Annotated in this window: 19 protein-coding genes, 1 riboswitch and 1 other annotated feature; of the genes, 13 read left to right on the top strand and 6 right to left on the bottom strand. The window is 42.0% G+C overall.

What is annotated here, in order from left to right; all coding sequences use genetic code 11:
* Positions 1-38 precede the first annotated feature (38 nt).
* Entirely contained in the window at positions 39-2,120 is a 2,082-nt protein-coding gene (dinG, locus tag L3V77_RS10970) for an ATP-dependent DNA helicase DinG (RefSeq protein ID WP_275134192.1), read from the bottom strand.
* A gap of 639 nt (positions 2,121-2,759) precedes the next feature.
* On the opposite strand from dinG, the gene L3V77_RS10965 reads away from it, so the two are divergent.
* The 3 genes from L3V77_RS10965 to L3V77_RS10955 all read left to right on the top strand — a co-directional run bounded on the left by L3V77_RS10965 (position 2,760) and on the right by L3V77_RS10955 (position 5,990).
* On the top strand, positions 2,760-3,689 hold the full coding sequence (locus L3V77_RS10965) for a porin (RefSeq protein WP_275134191.1): 930 nt from the start codon (positions 2,760-2,762) through the stop codon (positions 3,687-3,689).
* A 159-nt stretch (positions 3,690-3,848) separates the two neighbouring features.
* Positions 3,849-4,517: a DUF2057 family protein gene (locus L3V77_RS10960; protein WP_275134190.1), complete on the top strand. Its 669-nt coding sequence runs from the start codon at positions 3,849-3,851 to the stop codon at positions 4,515-4,517.
* Positions 4,518-4,685: 168 nt separating this feature from the next.
* The gene (locus tag L3V77_RS10955; RefSeq protein ID WP_275134189.1) at positions 4,686-5,990 is read left to right on the top strand and encodes an inosine/guanosine kinase; all 1,305 of its coding nucleotides are present in this window, start codon (positions 4,686-4,688) and stop codon (positions 5,988-5,990) included.
* Between the two features lie 71 nt (positions 5,991-6,061).
* Here L3V77_RS10955 and L3V77_RS10950 read toward each other — a convergent pair whose 3' ends face one another.
* Positions 6,062-6,469, bottom strand: coding sequence for an H-NS family nucleoid-associated regulatory protein (locus tag L3V77_RS10950; RefSeq protein ID WP_195703731.1), 408 nt, complete (start codon positions 6,467-6,469; stop codon positions 6,062-6,064).
* Positions 6,470-6,834: 365 nt separating this feature from the next.
* Positions 6,835-7,014: riboswitch (Lysine riboswitch) on the top strand.
* A 96-nt stretch (positions 7,015-7,110) separates the two neighbouring features.
* On the opposite strand from L3V77_RS10950, the gene L3V77_RS10945 reads away from it, so the two are divergent.
* The 9 genes from L3V77_RS10945 to hisIE all read left to right on the top strand — a co-directional run bounded on the left by L3V77_RS10945 (position 7,111) and on the right by hisIE (position 16,189).
* Positions 7,111-8,706 (top strand): Na+/H+ antiporter NhaC family protein, encoded by a 1,596-nt coding sequence (locus L3V77_RS10945; RefSeq protein ID WP_275134188.1) that lies wholly within the window; start codon positions 7,111-7,113, stop codon positions 8,704-8,706.
* 100 nt (positions 8,707-8,806) lie between these two features.
* Positions 8,807-8,928, top strand: a sequence feature (His leader region).
* Between the two features lie 110 nt (positions 8,929-9,038).
* The gene (gene hisG / locus L3V77_RS10940; protein ID WP_275134187.1) at positions 9,039-9,935 is read left to right on the top strand and encodes an ATP phosphoribosyltransferase; all 897 of its coding nucleotides are present in this window, start codon (positions 9,039-9,041) and stop codon (positions 9,933-9,935) included.
* A 3-nt stretch (positions 9,936-9,938) separates the two neighbouring features.
* A complete protein-coding gene (gene hisD, locus L3V77_RS10935; RefSeq protein WP_275134186.1) occupies positions 9,939-11,234 on the top strand; it encodes a histidinol dehydrogenase in 1,296 nt (431 codons plus the stop codon).
* Positions 11,235-11,237: 3 nt separating this feature from the next.
* Positions 11,238-12,290, top strand: coding sequence for a histidinol-phosphate transaminase (hisC, locus tag L3V77_RS10930; protein WP_275134185.1), 1,053 nt, complete (start codon positions 11,238-11,240; stop codon positions 12,288-12,290).
* Positions 12,291-12,300: 10 nt separating this feature from the next.
* A complete protein-coding gene (gene hisB / locus L3V77_RS10925) occupies positions 12,301-13,374 on the top strand; it encodes a bifunctional histidinol-phosphatase/imidazoleglycerol-phosphate dehydratase HisB (RefSeq protein ID WP_275134184.1) in 1,074 nt (357 codons plus the stop codon).
* Between the two features lie 14 nt (positions 13,375-13,388).
* A complete protein-coding gene (hisH, locus tag L3V77_RS10920) occupies positions 13,389-14,009 on the top strand; it encodes an imidazole glycerol phosphate synthase subunit HisH (protein WP_275136751.1) in 621 nt (206 codons plus the stop codon).
* 52 nt (positions 14,010-14,061) lie between these two features.
* Entirely contained in the window at positions 14,062-14,799 is a 738-nt protein-coding gene (hisA, locus tag L3V77_RS10915; RefSeq protein WP_275134183.1) for a 1-(5-phosphoribosyl)-5-[(5-phosphoribosylamino)methylideneamino]imidazole-4-carboxamide isomerase, read from the top strand.
* Positions 14,781-15,554 carry an imidazole glycerol phosphate synthase subunit HisF gene (gene hisF, locus L3V77_RS10910; protein WP_275134182.1) on the top strand — a complete coding sequence of 258 codons (774 nt, stop codon included), beginning with the start codon at positions 14,781-14,783 and terminating at the stop codon, positions 15,552-15,554. Before hisA ends, hisF begins: the two co-directional genes overlap by 19 nt.
* Entirely contained in the window at positions 15,551-16,189 is a 639-nt protein-coding gene (hisIE, locus tag L3V77_RS10905) for a bifunctional phosphoribosyl-AMP cyclohydrolase/phosphoribosyl-ATP diphosphatase HisIE (protein WP_275134181.1), read from the top strand. Before hisF ends, hisIE begins: the two co-directional genes overlap by 4 nt.
* A 123-nt stretch (positions 16,190-16,312) precedes the next feature.
* Here the strand turns inward: hisIE and L3V77_RS10900 are convergent, their stop codons facing one another.
* The 4 genes from L3V77_RS10900 to L3V77_RS10885 form a co-directional block, all read right to left on the bottom strand.
* Positions 16,313-16,774, bottom strand: a complete 462-nt coding sequence (locus tag L3V77_RS10900) for a YchJ family protein (RefSeq protein WP_275134180.1) — start codon at positions 16,772-16,774, stop codon at positions 16,313-16,315.
* A 69-nt stretch (positions 16,775-16,843) separates the two neighbouring features.
* A complete protein-coding gene (locus L3V77_RS10895; protein ID WP_275134179.1) occupies positions 16,844-18,058 on the bottom strand; it encodes an HDOD domain-containing protein in 1,215 nt (404 codons plus the stop codon).
* A 103-nt stretch (positions 18,059-18,161) separates the two neighbouring features.
* Positions 18,162-18,935 (bottom strand): UDP-2,3-diacylglucosamine diphosphatase, encoded by a 774-nt coding sequence (lpxH, locus tag L3V77_RS10890; RefSeq protein ID WP_275134178.1) that lies wholly within the window; start codon positions 18,933-18,935, stop codon positions 18,162-18,164.
* A gap of 161 nt (positions 18,936-19,096) precedes the next feature.
* Positions 19,097-19,591: a peptidylprolyl isomerase gene (locus L3V77_RS10885; protein WP_195703719.1), complete on the bottom strand. Its 495-nt coding sequence runs from the start codon at positions 19,589-19,591 to the stop codon at positions 19,097-19,099.
* Positions 19,592-19,832: 241 nt separating this feature from the next.
* On the opposite strand from L3V77_RS10885, the gene cysS reads away from it, so the two are divergent.
* Positions 19,833-21,215, top strand: coding sequence for a cysteine--tRNA ligase (gene cysS / locus L3V77_RS10880; RefSeq protein ID WP_275134177.1), 1,383 nt, complete (start codon positions 19,833-19,835; stop codon positions 21,213-21,215).
* The last annotated feature ends 5 nt before the right edge of the window (positions 21,216-21,220 follow it).

Raw genomic sequence — 21,220 nt, 5'->3', positions numbered from 1 at the left:
CCGGTACCTGACTTTAGTCAAATTACTTTAAACAATTTTTATTCAATAGTTCGTTTAAATGGGGGTAATGCGTCGAGCAATAGTTTTCCGTATCGTTTACTCACCACTCTTCGATCAAGAATGATAACTCTACCAGAATCTTGTTCTTTACGCAGTAAACGGCCAACGGATTGAATGAGTTTTTTGCTGGCTTCTGGCACGGATATCTGCATAAAAGGATTACCACCCCGACTTTCAATATATTCTGAATGGGCTTGCTCCACCGGCGAGGTCGGAACCGCGAAGGGAATTTTGGTAATGATAAGGTTCTCAAGCAGGTTACCAGGTAAATCGAGACCTTCTGAAAAACTGCTTGTACCAAACAACACACTTGTTTTGCCGCACTGTATCAGTGTTTTATGTTTATTTAGAATCTCTGTTCTTGACGATTGTCCCTGAACCTGCAGCGTCCAACCCTTCTTTTTAAAGTGAGCGGAGACAATTTCGGTGACTTGTTTCATCTGCCAGTATGAAGCAAATAGAATTAGGTTCGCTTTGTCTTCTATTACTAAGCTTGGCAGAAGCTCCGCTAAGTACTCGGTAAACTCAGGAGCCTGCGGTTCATATTTCATCGCGGGTATAAGTAGCACAGCATTATCTTGATAATTAAATGGCGAAGCCAAAGCTAAAAACTGTACACCATCTTCTTTCTTTGCGCTTACACCCGCTTGACGACAGAAAAAATCAAAAGAGTTCAGCGCGCGGATTGTAGCTGAAGTCAGTACCGCACCGACACATCGACTCCATATTTGTTGATCTAATTGCCAGCCGACCTCCAACGGTGAAACGTTTACAATGAAGTCTCCTTCTCTATCTGGGCTTAGTTCTAACCATTTAACTAATGGAGCGCCTTTTTCTTTTTTAGGTTCGGCCATTAAATGCCACACCTTAGCCAAGTTTTCTAATCGTTGACTATAAAAGCCGATCTCCGCTAATGTCGGTTCCGCAATTTTATTAGAAAGCTCACCGTCTTTAAGCCTTTCGGCTATAAGGTCGGCTATTTTTCCAAGGGCTAGGCTGGCCTTACCTGACAAAAGCTTCAATTCCTTGGATTGCAGCTCTAACCACTGAGGTAAGTCACCGTGTTCAAATCGATAGGCTTTGTCTTCGAATTGAGTCGCATCAAACTGTTTACTTAATTGCGTTAAAGCAGGTACTAGCTCTTGTACTGAATCTTGCAATTCATTACGAAAGCGATTGACGCGCTTTTCGTCGGCCAAGCTGGTAAATTTGCTTGAAGACTGATTCAGTTTTTCTAACCAAATGGCCGCACCTTTCAAACTTGCGGCGGCAGACGAGTGGTCTCTAGCCACTTTCGGTAGGTGGTGGGCTTCATCGAAGATATAAATAGTATTGTCAGGTTCTGAAAGAATGACACCTCCACCAAGCTCGATATCCGCCATGACCAAACTATGGTTAGCGATAATGACGTCATTCTTGTCAAGTTCAGCGCGCGCTTTTTGAAATGGACATCCTCTATGGACAGGTAAGCCGTTATTGCAGCTATGCTTATCGCTGACAATGGTCAGCCAAATCTCATCTTTAATTGGCTTTGGCCACGCATCTCTATCACCGTCCCATTTACCTTCCATCAGTGCGCGGTGCATAGCTTCTAGCAATTCAATGTCTTTTTTCTTTGGCTTGGTTTCAAAAATAGCAAGCTGCCCGCCATCTGCACCATCTGCGCCACATGCGGTGGCCAGTTTTTCTGCACAGCAATAGCGTTGTCTGCCTTTTGCGAGGACAAATGAGAACTCTAAATTGGTAATGCGTCTAAAAAGAGGCAAGTCTTTGTCTAAAAGTTGTTCCTGTAGCGCCACAGTTGCAGTAGAGATAACTATCTTTCGATTGTTCAACACAGCGCATGGGATCGCTGCCATCAAATAGGCGAGGGATTTGCCTATTCCTGTTCCTGCTTCCGCCACTATTATACGATTTTTTTTATGGTAGTCCCCTGACAACGTTTTCGCTATTTCTGCAACCAAATAGTTTTGTGCTCGTCTAGGAACGAAATCATCTAATTGGTGTTGTAGGTTTTGATAGCTATCGCGAATCGATTTTTGGACTTTAGGATTATGCATAACACGGCCAACTTTTGAGAATGGCGCAGTTTAGCACAGCCAAGTCCTTGGCTCTATTGCTCAAGAATATGTGAGAACTATCACGAAGCATATTAATGTGACGCTATTATTACCCATTTTATTTAGATAAGAATTTATTTTTATTGGCTATTTATCGTGTTTGTCAGGAGATTTGAATCACAAATTTAGTTCTTTTCTGACTAAAACTAGATCAAGCTCACAAAAAAAAACTGAACCTTCTTAGATGCTACGTTAGAGGAATGTGATGTAATATAAAATGCTAATATTTTATATTTTCCGGATATTTATATTGTAAAAAGCTATTATTTTAATTTTATTCGATATTATCAACCATATACATCCTATTGGAGTCGGTATGAATTTGATGCGAATGGTAGTGTAAATAATTACTTTACTGAATGAAATTAATGCTAACCTGTTGTTTTATATTAATTTATGTATTTTTATTTTTATTTTTTTAGGTGTTTGACATGAGGCGATTTCTTTTGCAATCTAGGTTTCGAAATTTAGTGGTGATGACGGCTAGCCAATTTGGTAAAACGTTGTCACCAATAAAATAAAAAAAGGAAACCAAAAAAGGATTTCCTAAATTTTCTTAAGAAAAGGCAGTGGTTTACTATGAAAAAGACTCTATTAGCATTATCAGTACTTCTTGCGTCAACGGCAGCTAACGCAGGAGTTGAAGTTTACAACAATGATGGCGCTACAGTTAACATCGGCGGCGACCTAGAAGTTGTTTATCTTAAAGGTACAGCAGACAACTCACACGTACAGCAAGAAATCCAAGATGCAGACATTAAATTTGACGTTCGCTACGCAGTAAGTGATGAGCTTTCTGTTGGTGGTTACTGGGAATTCCAAGGTGACGACGGCGGCACTACTCAAAGCGGCAGCTCAAACATGGGTGACGTTTACTTTGCATTCTATACTGCATCTGCGGGTTCGTTCAAAGTCGGTGACTTATGTAGCATCGGTGATGACCTAGGTCTTGGTAATGATTTCCAGTTTGGTACTACTACTACAGTTGAACAAGCTGACGTTTGTGGCGACGAAACTGTACGTTGGGATTACTCTAGCGACATGTTCTACGTATCAGCTGCATACCGTGATGACCAACGTTCTGATGACACAAAAGCTGATTTGTTCGATATGAAAGCTGGTGTAACAATGGCAGGCTTCGACCTAATGGGTTACTACGGCACTTCAAACAAAGCTGACCAAGATACTTTTGCTCTAGAAGCAAGCTACGCGTTTGCTGCTGCTAATGTTGGCCTTGCTTACTACGATGTAGAAGATACAGCTAACACAGTAGCTATTACTGCTGACTACACTATTCAGAAAGTAACACTTTCTGCAGGTGTTGATTGGGTTGATGTTGAAGTTGGTGTTACTGATAGCGATGGCGTTGTTATCCTCGACTCAACTAACTACTTCGTTAACGCAGGTTATGCAATTGCTCCAGCTACAACGCTTTACGCTGAAATTGGCGGCAACGACCTAGATGATAGCGAAGTTGGCTATGCTGTAGGCGCTAAAGTAGAATTCTAATCTGAAACTTTAGTTTCAAATAGAATCCAAAAAAACCACCCATAGGGTGGTTTTTTTATTGCGTGAATAAATACCGTCTACGGGCTTGGCTCTACTACGTAGAATCGGTATCATGAAGCGGAATGACAATTTTAGTGTTTGAATAAATTAAGGAATAATATGAAACGCATATTCTATGTGCTAATTGGTTTAGTGCTATCAGGTGCCGTATCGTCAGCTGAGTTGATCCCAGGTAAAAATATACGGATTTTGGTAATAAATGAACAAGAACCTGAATCTTGGAGTGGCCCCTTTGAACTAAAGGACGGGTTTACTCAGGTGGTAGTAAGAGTATCTGCGCGGCTCGGAAAAGGTTCAAGTAAGAAAGTGTTTGACTCTGCCCCATTCATAATGATGTTTGAATCCAATGGACAAGACCTAGAAATTATTGCACCTCAAATGAATAATTACGAATGGGCAACACGACATTTTGAAGGCGTACCAAAAATGAAATTGGTCGATTCGAATGGGGATGTAGAATATACCTACCAGAAACTCGAAGGTAAAGATGGCTTTATGCCATATCAAGATGTGCAAGAACTTGTTGTGGAACACAACCAGAACAACGCCATCTTCTTCGGTAGCGAAGCTGAAATCACAGCGAAAGCGGAATTAGCGGCAGTTGCAGCAACAACCGTTGCGGCAGGAAGTTCTGCTGGACATGACAGTGCTTCAAAAGGAAACTTACCTAACGATGGTGTTAACCTCGATCAACTAAAAGCTTGGTATCTAAAAGCCTCTAAAGCCGAGCGTAAAGAATTCCGTAGATGGATGATTGACCAAGAATAATCCTTTATTCAGACAACAAAAAACCGCCAATAATTTGTTATTGGCGGTTTTTTGTTGTCTGAATATTATTCCCAATACGAAAACGTTTGCTTTTTACCGTCATATTGCTGTTACAAATAACAAAGGCTAGAATTGGACATACGCCCTTACTAGCAGCAGAACCTTTCTATGAAATTTCCCGGTCAACGCAAATCTAAACACTATTTTCCCGTTAATGCGCGCGATCCTTTAGTGACTCAAGTACAAACTAATAAAAGGATGACAAGAACGCATATCATTGGGATTGATCAGACATTAGTGGATATCGAAGCTCGAGTGCCCGATCATTTCATCGAAAAATATGGTCTCAGTAAAGGTCATTCTCTGGTTATTGATGACGAAACAGCGGAAGCACTTTATCAGCAACTAAAACGCGATGAGCTGATAAGTAATGAGTTTGCGGGCGGAACCATAGGAAATACGCTACATAACTATTCCGTTCTTGCTGATGACAAGTCGACCCTGTTGGGAGTGATGAGTAAAGACATTGAAATTGGCAGCTATGGCTATCGCTATTTGTGTAATACCTCTAGCCGTATGGACCTTAACTACCTCCAATCGGTCACGGGTGCGATAGGACGCTGTTTTGCGTTGATATCGGACAATGGCGAAAGGACCTTCGCCATCAGTGAGGGACAGATGAATCAATTACGTCCTGATAGCATCCCTGAATCGATTTTTGAAAATGCTTCTGCCCTGGTCTTAACGGCATATCTGGTTCGTTGTAAAGAAGGCGACCCGATGCCGGACGCAACAATGCGCGCTATAGAGTACGCCAAAAAATATCATGTCCCTGTGGTGCTTACTCTTGGTACAAAATTTGTTATTCAAGATGACCCACTATTTTGGCAACAGTTTTTAAACGACCATGTATCAGTTGTGGCGATGAACGAAGACGAAGCAGAAGCGCTCACCGGTAACGGAGACCCTCTGTTAGCCGCAGACAAGGCATTGGATTGGGTTGACTTAGTATTGTGTACTGCGGGCCCTGTAGGACTGTTTATGGCTGGTTATACGGAAGATAGTGCTAAGAGACCAACTACGTTGCCGTTGCTGCCTGGCGCTATCGCCGAGTTCAACGAATACGAGTTTAGTCGACCAACCATTATGGATGCGTGTGAGTCACCAATCAAGGTTTACTCTCATATTGCGCCTTATATGGGAGGACCTGAAAAAATTAAGAATACGAATGGAGCAGGGGACGCTGCGCTTTCTGCGTTGTTGCATGATATGGCTGCAAATAGATATCATAAAGAAAATGTGCCAAATTCAAGTAAGCATCAATACCCTTATTTAACGTATTCCTCGTTCTCTCAAGTGTGTAAATATTCAAACAGAGCGAGCTATGAAGTATTAGTACAACATTCCCCCCGATTATCAAGAGGATTACCTGAGCGCGAAGATAGTTTAGAGGAAGCGTATTGGGAGAGATAATAGTTGTTGTATTAATAGAATGATAAAAAAAGAGCTCCATAAGGAGCTCTTAATAATTTAATTCATTTACTTTAGATTAGGAAATCATCTAAAGGTTTACCAGCATCAAGCTGCGATTGGATAGTAGAAGGTGTTCTACCTTGCCCTGTCCAAGTTTTTTCTTCGCCATTTGTATCAACATATTTATATTTAGCTGGGCGAGGTTCGCGCTTCTTACGAGTTTTTGTTTTGGTTTCGCCAGATAACGCAGAAATTAAATCTTCAACATCAATGCCATCTTTTGCAATCATCTGAGCATATTCAGCTAGCTTAGCTTCTCTTTCCGCTAAAGCTGCTTTTTCTTCGTCTGCTGCTGAACGACGTTCTTCAACAACGACGGTAAGTTTTTCTAGGGCTTCTTCTAATTGCTCAAAAGTTAATTCGCGAGCAAAGGCACGCAGACTACGAATATTGAGCAGCGTTTTTGTAAGTTCTGACATGTTTACTTCCATTTGATTATTATTAAACACCACAATAATAACAGTCAAATTAAATAATACCAAATTATTTAGAATTAAATTATATATATCGTACTAATCTCGCGACATAATAATATAAATTTTTGTAAATTGACCTCATATTTCCAATTCGATGAACTGATATTTTGACAATTCTCTGACATTATTACGTAACCGTTTAAAAAGCAGTGTATATCAACCGTATTGGATTCTATGGACATATCTATCGAATGAAATGAATTGTGACGGCTTTTTATGTTGCAAAAGATGGTCAAATCCGTACAATTGCGCGCACCTTATTCAGTTTCTAGGTTTATATAAGAGTTTTTCTTTATAACCTAGCTGTTTACTGAGGTAGAGGAGCAATAACTATCAGTACATTCTATTGGGGTGATGCCAATGAATAGCCTAGAAAGGAGTTATTGCCGAAGTGAGTGCGTTTATCAAGCCGCTTGCTGGGGTCGTATTTAATAATTACGACACTGCCATAGTGTATTTTTTATTAACTATGGAGCGCTACTGTGGGTTGGGAAACTGTTGGTTTTCTTTCACTTATCATTAACATATCCACATTTTACATGTTAATTCTGCAGTAGATCTCTAACCAATCGGTTTTGTAGATCATGAATTTAGTAGACTTTGCTTCGTCACCCTTATCGTTATTACCACCTTTAATGGCTTTAGGCCTTGCTGTCGTTACCCGCCGTGTATTAGTTTCCTTGGGTATTGGTATTGTATTAGGCGCCTTACTCCTTGCGGACTATTCCATATTAAACTCCTTTAGCTATATAGGCACTACGGTCAAAGGTGTATTTGTCGAGGATGGCGGTATTAATACTTGGAATATGAGTATTGTTGCCTTTTTAATCATCCTTGGAATGATGACCGCGTTATTAACTCTGTCAGGAGGCACTAGAGCGTTCGCTCTTTGGGCTCAAACACGAGTGAAAAGTAAACGTGGTTCACAATTGCTCGCGGCCTTTTTAGGCGTATTTATATTTGTCGATGATTATTTCAATAGCCTTGCTGTTGGCGCGATATCACGCCCTGTCACCGATCGTTACAATGTGTCACGGGCAAAGTTGGCCTATATTTTAGATTCAACCGCAGCACCTATGTGTGTATTAATGCCTGTCTCTAGTTGGGGCGCGTATATAATGACTATTATCAGCGGTATTCTAGTAAGCCATGGGTTAACTGAATATTCAGCTTTGGGTGCCTATTTACGTTTAGTACCAATGAATTTTTATGCGGTATTTGCATTATTGATGGTGTTTGCTGTTGCATGGTTTCAATTAGACATTGGTGCAATGAGTAAACATGAACATGAAGCGTCCTTAAACAATAAATTCACGTCTGATGACGGTAGTCCTGAAGCTCTAGAATTAAATGAAGAGCTCGCTATCGTAGAAAGTGAATATGGAAAAGTGTCTGATTTAGTCCTTCCTATTCTATTTTTGATTTTCGCAACGGTTGTGTCGATGATATATACCGGAAGCACGGCATTAGAAGCTGATGGTAAAATGTTTTCATTGCTAGGGGCATTTGAAAATACCGATGTTGGTCGCTCGCTTGTATATGGTGGCTTAGCCGGATTAATTGTTGCATTATTTACCGTCTTCAAACAAAAATTACCGATAGCCGATATTGCCAATACAGTTTGGATTGGTGCTAAATCTATGTTTAGCGCTATATTAATATTGATTTTTGCATGGTCGATAGGTTCGGTTATCGGCGACATGAAAACAGGGGCCTATTTGTCTTCTTTAATTCAAGGCAATATTAGCGTCCACTGGTTGCCTGTCATTTTATTTTTATTGTCTGGGTTAATGGCGTTCTCTACTGGAACATCATGGGGAACGTTTGGAATAATGTTACCGATAGCAGGCGATATGGCAGGTGCGACAGACTTAACAATGATGTTGCCTATGCTGAGTGCTGTTTTGGCAGGTTCAGTCTTCGGTGATCACTGTTCACCGATTTCAGATACGACTATATTGTCATCTACGGGGGCTCGTTGTAATCATATCGATCATGTTGCGACTCAATTGCCTTATGCCATTACTGTCGCGCTTGTCTCTAGTGTCGGTTTTGTTGTTCTTGGGTTAACGAATTCTGTCGCAACGTCATTCGCAACTGCCTCTATTGCATTCGTGATTGCCTGCTTCGTATTGTCGACGATATCTAAAGCAAAAAACCAACAGATGCAAAATGCGTAAAAAAAAAACACATTTTTAGGTTGAAAATTGAATCGAGCTTAGTTAGTGTGTTTATAAGCGAAAGGAACTAAGAAATTATGCGTATATTTGTAATGAACATTCATCATCACCATCATCCTGAGTAGTCTTTCGGGCGGTGTACGCATACCCGGGAGATAATAAATCCCGGAGGTCAAATCAAAGATTCGAACCCTCGGGAAATAAAAGCCCCGAGGGTTTTTTGGTTTTAGATGTTTCAACGTATTTATGCACAAAATCGCGCCAGTAATTTGTAATACAAAGCGAAATCAGAATTTAAAAAAATAACGAATATTCAGACAGGGAATAGAATAATGCAAACACAACGACTCAGAATTGCCATCCAGAAAAAAGGCCGCCTAAGTAAAGAATGCCAAGAACTGCTTAAAAAGTGTGGTGCTAAGTTTAATTTGATGGGTGAGCGTTTAGTTGTCCATACAGAAAATATGCCTATCGATTTACTACTGGTGCGTGATGATGATATCCCTGGGTTGGTCATGGATGGTGTAGTTGACCTTGGTTTTATCGGTGAAAATGAGCTAGAAGAAGTCCGCTTAGACAGAGTCGCTTTAGGTGAACCTAGTGAATTTGTTGCTCTTCGCCGTTTAGATTTTGGTGGTTGTCGATTGTCCATTGCTATTAATCAAGATGAACAATACAACGGTCCGCAAGACCTCAATGGAAAGCGTATTGCCACCACCTATCCACACCTTCTAAAAGCCTTTATGGATGAGCAGGGTGTTGATTTCAGCACTTGTAATTTACAAGGGTCTGTAGAAGTGGCGCCTCGCGCGGGTCTGGCGGATGCGATTGCTGATCTTGTTTCAACCGGAGCAACGTTAGAAGCGAATGGACTGAAAGAAGCCGAAGTTATTTTCCGCTCTAAAGCAACATTGATTCAACGTGCAGGTGAATTTGACGAAGATAAAGAAGCACTTATCAATAAGCTACTCACTCGTATGCAAGGTGTGATTCAAGCAAAAGAGTCGAAGTACATCATGCTACATGCGCCTACCGATCAGTTAGAAGCGATAAAAGCACTTTTACCCGGAGCGGAAAACCCAACGGTGTTACCCCTTGCCGCAGAAACAAACCGAGTAGCCGTACACTTAGTGAGTACAGAAAATCTATTTTGGGAAACGATGGAACAGCTTAAAGAACTCGGCGCGAGTTCAATTCTTGTTCTTCCAATCGAAAAAATGATGGAGTAAGTGATGAAGACTGTTGTTTGGCAATCTTTAAGTGAATCGCAGCAAGACTCAGTTTTAGAGCGTCCGGCAATTGCCGAAGGCGCAAATATTACGGCGACAGTGCAAGGCGTAATCAAAAAAGTCCGTTCTGAGGGTGATAAAGCACTGGTAGAACTTACGCAAAAATTTGATGGAGTGACGCCGGCGTCCATTCGTGTTTCTAGCGAAGAAATAGAGGCGGCCTCGGAGAGGCTTTCAGAGAAAATGAAAGAAGCGCTTGGACAAGCGTATAAAAATATTTCTGTTTTCCATAAAGCACAAAAGCCACTCCCACTTAAGGTTGAAACACAACCGGGCGTCGTTTGTGAGTTGTTAACAAGGCCAATCAATAAGGTTGGTTTGTATATCCCAGGTGGAAGTGCGCCATTACCATCGACGGTACTTATGTTGGGCGTTCCTTCACAAATAGCGGGTTGTCGTCAGGTTGTACTCTGCTCGCCACCACCTATTGCCGACGAAATTTTATACGTTGCTAAGTTGTGTAAAATAGATGAAGTGTACAATGTAGGCGGCGGCCAAGCGATTGCGGCAATGGCTTACGGAACCGAAACGGTTTCAAAAGTAGAGAAGATTTTTGGCCCAGGTAATGCTTATGTTACTGAGGCAAAACGCCAAGTTAGCAATGACTTTCGCGGAGCCGCCATTGATATGCCAGCGGGACCCTCTGAAGTTCTTGTTATCGCCGATGAGACGGCTAATCCAGAGTTTGTCGCGGCGGATTTATTGAGCCAAGCAGAACATGGACCGGATTCTCAGGTTATATTGCTGACACCTTCACCGGTTATAGCGGACAAAGTGGCCGATGCTGTACAGGCTCAGTTAAAACAGCTTTCGCGAGCCGATATTGCGGAAAAAGCACTCGGTTCCAGCGTCATTGTTATTGCAGATTCGATTCCGCAGTGCGTGTCAATCTCGAATGCTTACGGCCCTGAACACCTTATCGTTCAAACCCGATACCCAAGAGAGCTATTGCCTCTATTAGATAACGCTGGTTCGATCTTCTTAGGAGATTGGTCTCCAGAGTCTGTGGGTGATTATGCTTCTGGTACTAACCATGTTCTTCCTACTTATGGTTATACCCGCACGTATTCCAGTTTGGGGTTGGCTGATTTCTCTAAGCGGATGACGGTTCAAGAGCTCTCGGCAGACGGATTGAAGGGACTCGCATCTACGGTTGTTACAATGGCGGAAGCTGAAGGGTTAGATGCACATAAACGTGCAGTGACGATTCGTATAGAAGCGCTGGCGAAAGGAGAGTAATAGATGGAAAAGCTCGCGAGGAAGCAAGTTCAAGAACTTACCCCTTATCTCTCAGCCAGAAAAATTGGTGGGAGTGGCGATGTTTGGTTAAATGCCAACGAGTCACCGTTTGATAACCAATACCACATCACTTTTGATCGGCTCAACCGCTATAGCAGTTGTCAGCCACAAGAATTGATTGACGCTTACGCGAACTATGCAGGTGTTCAACCTGAACAAGTATTAACGTCACGAGGTGCTGATGAAGGCATCGAACTGCTGGTTAGGGCTTTTTGTGAGTCGGGAGAAGACGCAATCTTGTATTGTCCACCGACTTATGGAATGTATGCGATCAGTGCAGAAACGATGGGCGTTGAACGGAGAGTTGTCCCGTCAAAATCTAACTGGCAGCTAGATCTGGATGGCATAAAAGCAAATCTAGATGGTGTAAAACTTGTCTTTGTTTGTAGCCCCAATAATCCGACAGGCAACCTGATTGATCGTGAAGATATTATCGCGCTGCTTGAAATGACGAAGGATAAGGCCATTGTCGTGATGGACGAAGCCTATATCGATTTCTGCCCAGAAGCATCAACCAAAGATCTACTCGATAAGTATGAAAATCTCGCCATTCTGCGGACATTGTCAAAAGCATTTGCTCTCGCTGGGTTAAGATGTGGTTTTACGCTGGCCAATAAGCCGCTCATTGATGTGTTACTGAAGGTTATTGCTCCGTATCCTGTTCCCATCCCTGTCGCTGACATCGCGTGTCAGGCCCTTTCTGAAGCTGGCCTAATTAGAGCTCGACATCAGGTGAGTGAACTCAATGATAACCGAGCTTATTTAGAACAAGGTTTGTCTTCAATAAAAGGAATGACCGTCTACCAAGGCTTGGGCAACTATCTACTCGTTCAATGCTCCGATGGCGACGCGTTGTTTAAGAGCGCGTGGGATAACGGTATTATTTTGCGTAACTCGCCAATCAAAGACTGCATTAGAGTAAGTATTGGCAATAGGGAAGAGTGCGAAAAAACCGCCAACTTCATTAAAAAACAACTGGAAGAACGCACTGTATAAGGATAGCGAAGTGAGTAACCAACAAAAAATTCTATTTATTGATCGAGATGGCACCTTAATTGTTGAGCCACCAACTGATTTTCAGGTTGATCGGTTAGATAAATTAAAGTTCGAACCGTATGTTATTTCGAGCCTTTTGGCGCTGCAAGATGCAGGGTATCGATTGGTGATGGTAACCAACCAAGATGGGTTAGGGACGGTGAGCTATCCTCAAGAAGAATTTGACGCACCGCATAACATGATGATGGAGATCTTTGAATCTCAAGGCGTGAAATTCGACGATGTATTGCTCTGTCCGCACTTTGAAGAAGATAACTGTACCTGCCGTAAACCGAAATTGGGCATGGTAAAAGAATACCTGCAAGCGGGAAAAGTGAATTTTAAAACGTCGGCCGTTATAGGTGATCGTGAAACCGACCTTCAACTTGCTGAAAATATGGCTATTCGCGGAATACAATATAATCCCGATACGATGGGGTGGCTCGACATTCTACGTGATTTAACCGTGAATGAGCGTGTAGCCAAAGTGGTTCGAACGACAAAAGAAACCGATATTTCTGTCGCGGTTAATCTTGATGTTCAAGGCGGAAATAAGATCTCGACGGGGCTTGGGTTCTTTGACCATATGCTAGACCAAATTGCGACCCACGGTGCCTTCCAAATGCAAGTGAGTGTGGATGGTGACTTGCATATCGACGACCATCATTCCGTCGAAGATACGGCCTTAGCATTGGGCCAAGCATTGAAAGAAGCGCTTGGAGAAAAACGTGGAATTGGTCGTTTCGGATTTAGCCTGCCTATGGATGAGTGTTTGGCGCAATGTGCGTTAGATCTTTCTGGAAGACCTTATCTAAAATTTGAAGCCGAATTTGGTCGTGAATTGGTCGGGGACCTTTCAACAGAAATGGTGGAACACTTCTTCCGTTCATTAACCGACACTCTGGCATGCACACTTCATCTATCGTCTTCTGGTGACAATGACCATCACATTATAGAAAGCTTGTTTAAAGCGTTTGGACGGACTTTACGCCAGGCTATTAAGGTGGAAGGTAATGAGCTTCCTAGCAGTAAAGGCGTACTCTGATGGAGAAGGAGGCTTTGATGAACCAGAAAGTAGTTATTATCGACACCGGATGTGCCAACGTATCATCGGTTAAGTTTGCGATTGAACGCCTAGGTTATCCTGTGACGATTTCAAAGGATCCTAGTGTTGTTTTAGCGGCAGATAAGCTGTTTCTACCCGGAGTAGGAACGGCAAGCGAAGCAATGAAAAATCTCGCCGAACGAGATCTAATTGCGCTTGTGAAACAAGTTGAGAAGCCTTTACTTGGAATCTGCCTAGGTATGCAGTTACTTGGCAAACTCTCCTACGAAAAAGGGTCTGTTGGTAACGAGATAGTAGAGTGCTTATCGCTTTGCGACGGTGAAGTCCGCTTAATGGATACTGGTGATCTTCCGCTACCGCATATGGGTTGGAATACCGTGACGGCCCAAAAGGGTAATCCTTTGTTCGATGGTATTGAAGAAGATGAATATTTCTATTTTGTGCACAGCTACGCCATGCCTGTTGGTGAAGACACGATTGCTCGTTGTGATTACGGTAACCCATTTACCGCGGCAGTACAAAATGGCAATTACTACGGTGTGCAGTTTCATCCGGAACGTTCTAGTAAAGCGGGTTCTCGATTGATAAAGAATTTCTTAGAACTTATCTTTTAGAGAAGCGTAGATTCTAAATGTTAGAAACAGATAAAAAGAAAAGGATTTTGTTGTGATTATTCCAGCACTCGATTTAATTGAAGGCCAAGTGGTTCGGCTATTTCAAGGGGATTATGGTCAGGTAACTGAATATAAGATTGATCCTGCAGAACAGTTCAATCTTTACCATCAAGCTGGGGCTAACTGGTTGCACCTTGTTGACCTTACTGGTGCCAAAGATATTAATGCACGCCAACTCGATCTCATTGCGACCTTGATTGCAAGTACACCCGCCAACGTACAAATTGGTGGTGGCGTTAGAACGGAAAAAGATGTTGTCGGTCTATTGGATGCTGGCGCACAACGTGTAGTTGTGGGTTCTACGGCAGTAAAACAACCAGAGATGGTAAAAGGCTGGATGGAGAAATATAGTGCAGAGAAAATAGTTCTCGCATTAGATATTAATATCGACCAAGAAGGCACACGTAAAGTGGCGATATCCGGATGGCAGGAAGATTCGGGTGTCACGATTGAAGCTCTGATTGACGATTATCTGACGGTTGGATTGAAGCATGTACTCTGTACTGATATATCTCGTGATGGAACCTTAGCGGGTTCTAACGTTGAACTGTATGTTGACCTATGTAAACTCTATCCGCAGGTTCAATTCCAATCGTCAGGTGGTATAGGAAGTTTAGCCGATATCGAAGAATTAAAAGGCACCGGTGTTGCCGGTGTTATTGTTGGTCGTGCGCTACTAGATGGTAAGTTTACTGCTGAGGAGGCGTTTCAATGTTGGCAAAGCGAATAATTCCTTGTTTAGATGTTCGGGGTGGTCAAGTGGTTAAAGGGGTTCAATTCCGTAACCATGAAATTATTGGCGATATAGTCCCTCTTGCTCAGCGGTATGCTGAAGAAGGAGCAGATGAATTGGTATTCTATGATATCACCGCCTCATCTGACGGCCGTGTCGTTGACAAAAGTTGGGTAGCAAGGGTTGCAGAAGTGATCGATATTCCGTTTTGCGTGGCCGGTGGTATTAAGTCCGCTGAAGATGCGTCGCGTATACTTGAGTTCGGTGCTGACAAAGTCTCTATTAACTCGCCAGCATTAGCTAATCCAGAGCTTATCACCAACCTAGCAGATAAATTTGGTGTTCAGTGTATTGTGGTTGGTATTGACTCATATTTCGATGCTGAAACGGGTAAGTACCAGGTTTATCAGTTTACGGGTGATGAAGAGCGCACAAAAGCAACGCATTGGGAAACACGTGATTGGGTACAAGAAGTACAGAAACGTGGCGCGGGTGAAATCGTATTGAATATGATGAATCAAGATGGTGTTCGCAACGGGTATGATATCGATCAGCTTAATATGGTCCGTGAAGTTTGCCATGTCCCTCTTATCGCGTCTGGTGGTGCGGGCACGATGGCGCATTTTGCTGAGGCTTATAAGAAAACCAATGTAGATGGAGCTTTAGCGGCCTCTGTGTTCCACAAACAAGTCATCAATATTGGTGAGCTAAAAAAATATCTAAAACAAGAAGGCGTGGAGATACGATTATGAGCAGTGCAGTAGAGAATAAACCGAAAAGCTTGGTTGATCGAATTGATTGGGAAAAGGTAGAAGGGTTAGTGCCCGCTATTGTGCAAGATTTTCAATCTAGCCAAGTGCTCATGATGGGGTACATGAATCCAGAAGCGCTAGAGAAAACGTTGGAGACAGAACAGGTTACTTTTTTCTCCAGAACGAAATCTCGTCTTTGGACCAAAGGCGAAACGTCAGGCAACGTACTGCAGCTTAAAACTATCTCATTAGACTGTGATAACGATACCTTGCTTGTGTTGGTGAACCCTATTGGGCCTACATGCCATACTGGCACGACGACATGTTTTGATGCGGATCAGCAAGAGGCGTCACAATTGGTGTGGCTTCATCAACTTGAATCTCTGTTGGCTGCTCGTAAAGATGCCGATCCTGATTCCTCATATACCGCCAGTTTATATGCCCGTGGTACCAAACGTATATCGCAGAAAGTGGGCGAAGAAGGCGTTGAAGTCGCGCTTGCGGCAACGTCGGGTGACAAGGCAGAATTAGTCTGTGAATCAGCCGATCTTATCTATCATTTATTGGTGCTTTTACAAGACCAAGGTTTATCTATGAACGATGTGATTAATAAGCTGAAAGAAAGACATAAATAACACTACGTCTACGGTTTTCGCCTTTAAAAAGAGATTTATTCTCGTCCCCTCAAATAACGGGTTTGTTATCTGAGGGGACGGGAGCAGTTATTGACTAAGATTACTATTCGCCGGACGGGCACATTACCCGCAGCACTTCTTGAATTTTTTACCACTTCCACATACACAGGGGTCATTGCGACCTACCTTCTCAGTATGTTCTGCTGGAAACTCCCCATCAATATAATACCAGTAGCCTTGCTCCTTTATGAAACGAGAGCGTTCGTGCATGCAATGTTCTACACCTTGATCTAACAGATAGGCTTTAAACTCGACGAACCCCGTGTTGTCTTTTGGAAGCGGCGCTTCAATTATTTCTAACCTTTGCCAGTCCATAACCACTGATTCTACAATGTCTTTTTTTTCGCCTTCGGCGTTGCAGCTTGAATGATAAGTTTTAATAACAAAATCAATAAGTTTCAACGTATGGGCGCTATATCGCGCGCGCATAAGCTGCTCAGGTATGACCGCTAAAGCATGGTTGTCGTGTATAAGTTTACAGCAATCACTATAAGGCTTGGTGCTTCCACAAGGGCAGTGAGACATGTGTACTCCCAAATAACAAAAAGCCTCTTTAAGACAAGAGGCTTTCAGGAAAATAAAATAGTGTGATAATTAACTGGGCTTACTAAATAGCTCTTCAGTCCATTCTATTGCTTGCCCATAACTCTCTGCAAGGCACTCTTTATCAATCTGTAAAAGATCACTTATGTCATTTACAGTTTCCCAATCAGCGTGCTCATAAGCAATAGCGAGTTTCAGTATATTGCCTAGTTCACCTTCGTGAGATAGCAGCGCATTTTTAATGGCATCATCAATTGGTATGGAATCAACAATCGTTTCTAAAGATTGATCGAGCAAAGAGTCGAGTAGTGAGAATATACCCGTTAAAAAAGCTTGGCTAGATTGATCTTTTCTGTCTGCACATAGAGTAATGAGTTCGCAATATCTAGCACGCTGTATAGATAAACTATATAACGACTCAGGTTTGGATGCTTCTGTTGAAGCAATCGCAACAAGCGAAACAAATTTTCTTAATTTTCCTTCGCCCAAATACGCGAGTGCTTGGCGAAACGATTGAATCTGAGAAGACAGAAGGGCGGAGGAGTTAACATAACGTAGCAGTTTGTAAGATAACGTCACATCTGCGGCCACAATTCGTTCTATTTCAGTGTAGTTGACCTCTTCTGTGGCAATGGCCTTGCAAAGCTGAACCACCGTCAGAATCGAGGGCTTGATCGATTTCTGCTGGATCATCTCTGGCCGACTAAAGAAGTAGCCTTGGAAATAGGTAAAACCGGCCGCTATCGCGTCCTGATATTCCTGGTATGTTTCGACCTTTTCTGCGAGAAACTCTATCTTTGAACCTTTTAAGCGTTCAATGAATTTTTTGGCTTTAATGATAGGAACAATCTGAATATCAAATTTTATAATCTGGATATGAGGAAGAAAACGCTTCCAAGCGGGGCTAGGGACAAAGTCATCTAACGCAAGTTTGTACCCTTTATTTTTAAGCGCAATAATAGCCGCAAGTAGTTCATCCGTTGGCTTGCAACTTTCTAATATTTCTACAACAATTTTATCTTTTGGAAAAAGAGTAGGTACTTGATTAATCAAGCTTTCGTAAGGGAAATTAACAAAGCCTAGTTTGTCTCCAATTGCACGATACTCTGAGCCTAAGAACTGATCTGAAAGCAGTCTGTTGGTCGCTTTTTCTGGTTCAATTTCGGGAAAGGAGTTTCTAGGGCCATCCCGAAAAAGAAGCTCATAAGCGACGGTGTTTTTTTCAGTGTCTAATATTGGTTGACGAGCAACGTATGAGTATTCCATATCTAGGTTTTTGACTTATTGACCTTTTTAATTATGTCTCTAAATCTTACGTCCTTTTCTTAAAAAAAGCATCATTAGTCTTTAGGTTTGATTCATTTTTACGCTATAACATATTACTATCGTTTAGATTCGATACGTTTCTACGTTCGTTTTTCATATGCGAATTATTTTGCAAAGAATAGGCGTCTTTGTCAAAACTCAAAATTGAGCTCTGTGTATACCAATCACCCAATACAATTCGAGTGTATTTTGCCCCTTCAACAGAAAAATTATGTATGTCTGGTCTATGGGTGTGGCCGTGAATCATTAGGTTGGTGCCATACTGTTTTAATACCGCTTCAACAGCATCTTGGTTTACATCCATGATCTCTAGAGATTTCTCTTTTTTCTCTTCACCAATGTCGGATTGAACTTTAGAGACAATCTTTTTCTTAACAAACAGTGGGAGGTGATTATACACCCACTGGATCCAAGGTTGGTGTACCTTTTCTCTATAAGCTTGGTACTTAACATCATCCGTGCATAACGTATCACCGTGTAGAATGACTACTCGTTCACCATATAGGTCGATGGCACAAACCTCGTCCAATAGCGTCATTCCAGTTTCTTTTTCAAAGCGTTTACCGATTAGGAAATCACGATTTCCTTGAATGAAAAAGCAAGGAACACCAGAGTTCACCAGTGTTTTAAATAGCGTCTTAATAGCGCTGCTAAAGTCACTATCATCATCGTCACCTATCCAAAACTCAAACAAGTCACCTAATACATATAAAGCATCGGCTTTTACGGCTTGTGTCGTCATGAAAGTCATAAAGCTTTCAGTAATGTCAGGTCGAGAAGGGGTGAGATGGAGATCAGATATAAATAAAGTAGTCATAATTTTAGGGGGGAGTGATACCAATCATACTTAAAGTTACCGTTGCCTTTGGAGTCATCATTATTCATCCAATCACTAAATATACTGAAGTGATTGGATGTATTCACTCGTTTATTGCTTTGCGGTAACTTCAATTATTTAGGGTGTGTTGCTCCCCATTTTTACTCTTCGATTGTCGTTCCAGTGATAAGCACTTCTTCTAGCGGTACGTCTTGATGCATACCCATAGTACCAGTGCTTACCGCTTTTATTTTATTAACGATATCCATGCCATCGACCACTTCAGCAAATACGCAGTAACCCCAACCGTCCATGCTTTCTGATTTAAAATCCAAAAACGTGTTGTTGTTAACGTTGATAAAAAACTGAGAACTTGCAGAATGCGGTTCCATCGTACGGGCCATTGCTAATGTACCAATGTTATTGGTTAGGCCATTGCTCGCTTCATTTTTAATTGTCGCACGAGTCGGTTTTTCTTTTAAACCAGATGTCATGCCTCCGCCTTGAACCATGAAACCATCAATTACGCGGTGAAAAAGAGTGTTATCGTAAAAACCATCACGACAATATTGTAGGAAATTCGCGCTAGTTTCTGGTGCTTTCTCTTCGTTAAGCTGTACTTTGATGTCACCAAAATTAGTGTGAAGGATGATCATGAGTTTTACCTTATTCATTGTATTGTTTTGAAGTATGGATTCTAGCTTAACACAGCAAACAAGCAAATATGCTTCACATTGCGTATCTTGACGGCTTCTATCGTCATGACATCTTGTTTATCGCCATTTTATTAGAATCGGGCCCACATGACTTGAAAGCAAAGACAAAAACGGTTACCTAATCAAACTGGAATTGATATACTCACGCTCTATTTAATTTCAATAAGACCAGATAGAGATCATGTTAAAAATATATAACACACTCACACGTAAAAAAGAGGAATTCAAACCAATCACTGCCGGGAAAATTGGCATGTATGTGTGTGGGGTAACCATTTATGATCTCTGTCACATCGGTCACGGTCGTACATTTGTTTCATTTGATGTGATCTCTCGATATCTGCGATTTTTAGGATACGACCTTAATTTCGTACGCAATATTACCGACATTGATGACAAAATCATCAAACGCGCTGGCGAAAATGGCGAAAGTTGTGACTCGTTGACAGAGCGCTTGATTCAAGACATGCATCAAGATTTTGACGCGCTAAATATGAAGCGTCCTGATGTCGAGCCAAGAGCAACACATTATATTCAAGAGATAATCGACCTGGTAGAACGATTGATTGATCGTGGATTCGCTTACGTTGCCAGTAACGGTGACGTCATGTTTGAGGTTAAGAAATTTAGTGAATACGGCAAGCTATCAAAACAAGACTTAGATCAGTTGCAAGCTGGTGCGCGTGTCGATATTGATAATGCGAAACGCAGCCCACTAGATTTTGTACTTTGGAAGATGTCGAAGCCCGGTGAGCCTACTTGGACATCGCCTTGGGGCGACGGTCGACCAGGTTGGCATATTGAGTGTTCAGCAATGAATTCCTCCATTTTGGGTAACCATTTTGATATCCATGGTGGTGGTTCCGATCTGCAATTTCCACATCATGAAAATGAAATTGCCCAGTCTTGCTGTGCCCATGATTCAAAGTATGTAAATACGTGGATGCACAGTGGTATGGTAATGATCGACAAAGAAAAAATGTCTAAATCATTAGGTAATTTCTTTACGATACGTGATGTACTGAGCCATTATGATGCTGAAACAGTGCGTTACTTTTTAATGTCTGGTCATTATCGAAGCCAGCTAAATTACAGTGAAGAGAATCTTAGCCAAGCTCGTTCAGCTTTGGAGCGTCTATATACGTCATTGCGCGGACTAGACATTAATGCGGAACCTGCAGCAGGTGATCATTATGTAAGCCGTTTCTCTGATGCGATGAATGACGATTTCAATACGCCTGAAGCCTACTCAGTACTTTTTGATATGGCTCGAGAAGTAAACCGAATTAAGAGTGAAGACATTCAACTTGCGTCTAAGCTTGGGGCATTAATGCGTGAGTTGGCCGACGTTATTGGTATTCTTCATCAAGACCCAGATACTTTTTTGAAAGGTGATTCTGGAAATGATAGCGAGGTTGCCGAAATAGAAGCTCTTATCAAATTGCGCAATGACTCACGTGCGTCTAAAGATTGGGCAAATGCAGATGTAGCACGCGATAAGTTAGCACAGATGGGTATTGTTTTAGAAGATGGCCCTGAAGGCACAACATGGCGCAAAGGTTAGGCCTT

Source organism: Vibrio sp. DW001 (assembly GCF_029016285.1).
GTDB lineage: Bacteria > Pseudomonadota > Gammaproteobacteria > Enterobacterales > Vibrionaceae > Vibrio.
This window is presented reverse-complemented; position numbering and strand designations above follow the sequence as displayed.

What these genes read in the sequence shown, in the direction of transcription:
- dinG (WP_275134192.1), bottom strand. Translation starts at nt 2,120, where the DNA reads ATGCATAATCCTAAAGTCCAAAAATCGATTCGCGATAGCTATCAAAAC.
- L3V77_RS10965 (WP_275134191.1), top strand. Translation starts at nt 2,760, where the DNA reads ATGAAAAAGACTCTATTAGCATTATCAGTACTTCTTGCGTCAACGGCA.
- L3V77_RS10960 (WP_275134190.1), top strand. Translation starts at nt 3,849, where the DNA reads ATGAAACGCATATTCTATGTGCTAATTGGTTTAGTGCTATCAGGTGCC.
- L3V77_RS10955 (WP_275134189.1), top strand. Translation starts at nt 4,686, where the DNA reads ATGAAATTTCCCGGTCAACGCAAATCTAAACACTATTTTCCCGTTAAT.
- L3V77_RS10950 (WP_195703731.1), bottom strand. Translation starts at nt 6,469, where the DNA reads ATGTCAGAACTTACAAAAACGCTGCTCAATATTCGTAGTCTGCGTGCC.
- L3V77_RS10945 (WP_275134188.1), top strand. Translation starts at nt 7,111, where the DNA reads ATGAATTTAGTAGACTTTGCTTCGTCACCCTTATCGTTATTACCACCT.
- hisG (WP_275134187.1), top strand. Translation starts at nt 9,039, where the DNA reads ATGCAAACACAACGACTCAGAATTGCCATCCAGAAAAAAGGCCGCCTA.
- hisD (WP_275134186.1), top strand. Translation starts at nt 9,939, where the DNA reads ATGAAGACTGTTGTTTGGCAATCTTTAAGTGAATCGCAGCAAGACTCA.
- hisC (WP_275134185.1), top strand. Translation starts at nt 11,238, where the DNA reads ATGGAAAAGCTCGCGAGGAAGCAAGTTCAAGAACTTACCCCTTATCTC.
- hisF (WP_275134182.1), top strand. Translation starts at nt 14,781, where the DNA reads ATGTTGGCAAAGCGAATAATTCCTTGTTTAGATGTTCGGGGTGGTCAA.
- hisIE (WP_275134181.1), top strand. Translation starts at nt 15,551, where the DNA reads ATGAGCAGTGCAGTAGAGAATAAACCGAAAAGCTTGGTTGATCGAATT.
- L3V77_RS10900 (WP_275134180.1), bottom strand. Translation starts at nt 16,774, where the DNA reads ATGTCTCACTGCCCTTGTGGAAGCACCAAGCCTTATAGTGATTGCTGT.
- L3V77_RS10895 (WP_275134179.1), bottom strand. Translation starts at nt 18,058, where the DNA reads ATGGAATACTCATACGTTGCTCGTCAACCAATATTAGACACTGAAAAA.
- lpxH (WP_275134178.1), bottom strand. Translation starts at nt 18,935, where the DNA reads ATGACTACTTTATTTATATCTGATCTCCATCTCACCCCTTCTCGACCT.
- L3V77_RS10885 (WP_195703719.1), bottom strand. Translation starts at nt 19,591, where the DNA reads ATGATCATCCTTCACACTAATTTTGGTGACATCAAAGTACAGCTTAAC.
- cysS (WP_275134177.1), top strand. Translation starts at nt 19,833, where the DNA reads ATGTTAAAAATATATAACACACTCACACGTAAAAAAGAGGAATTCAAA.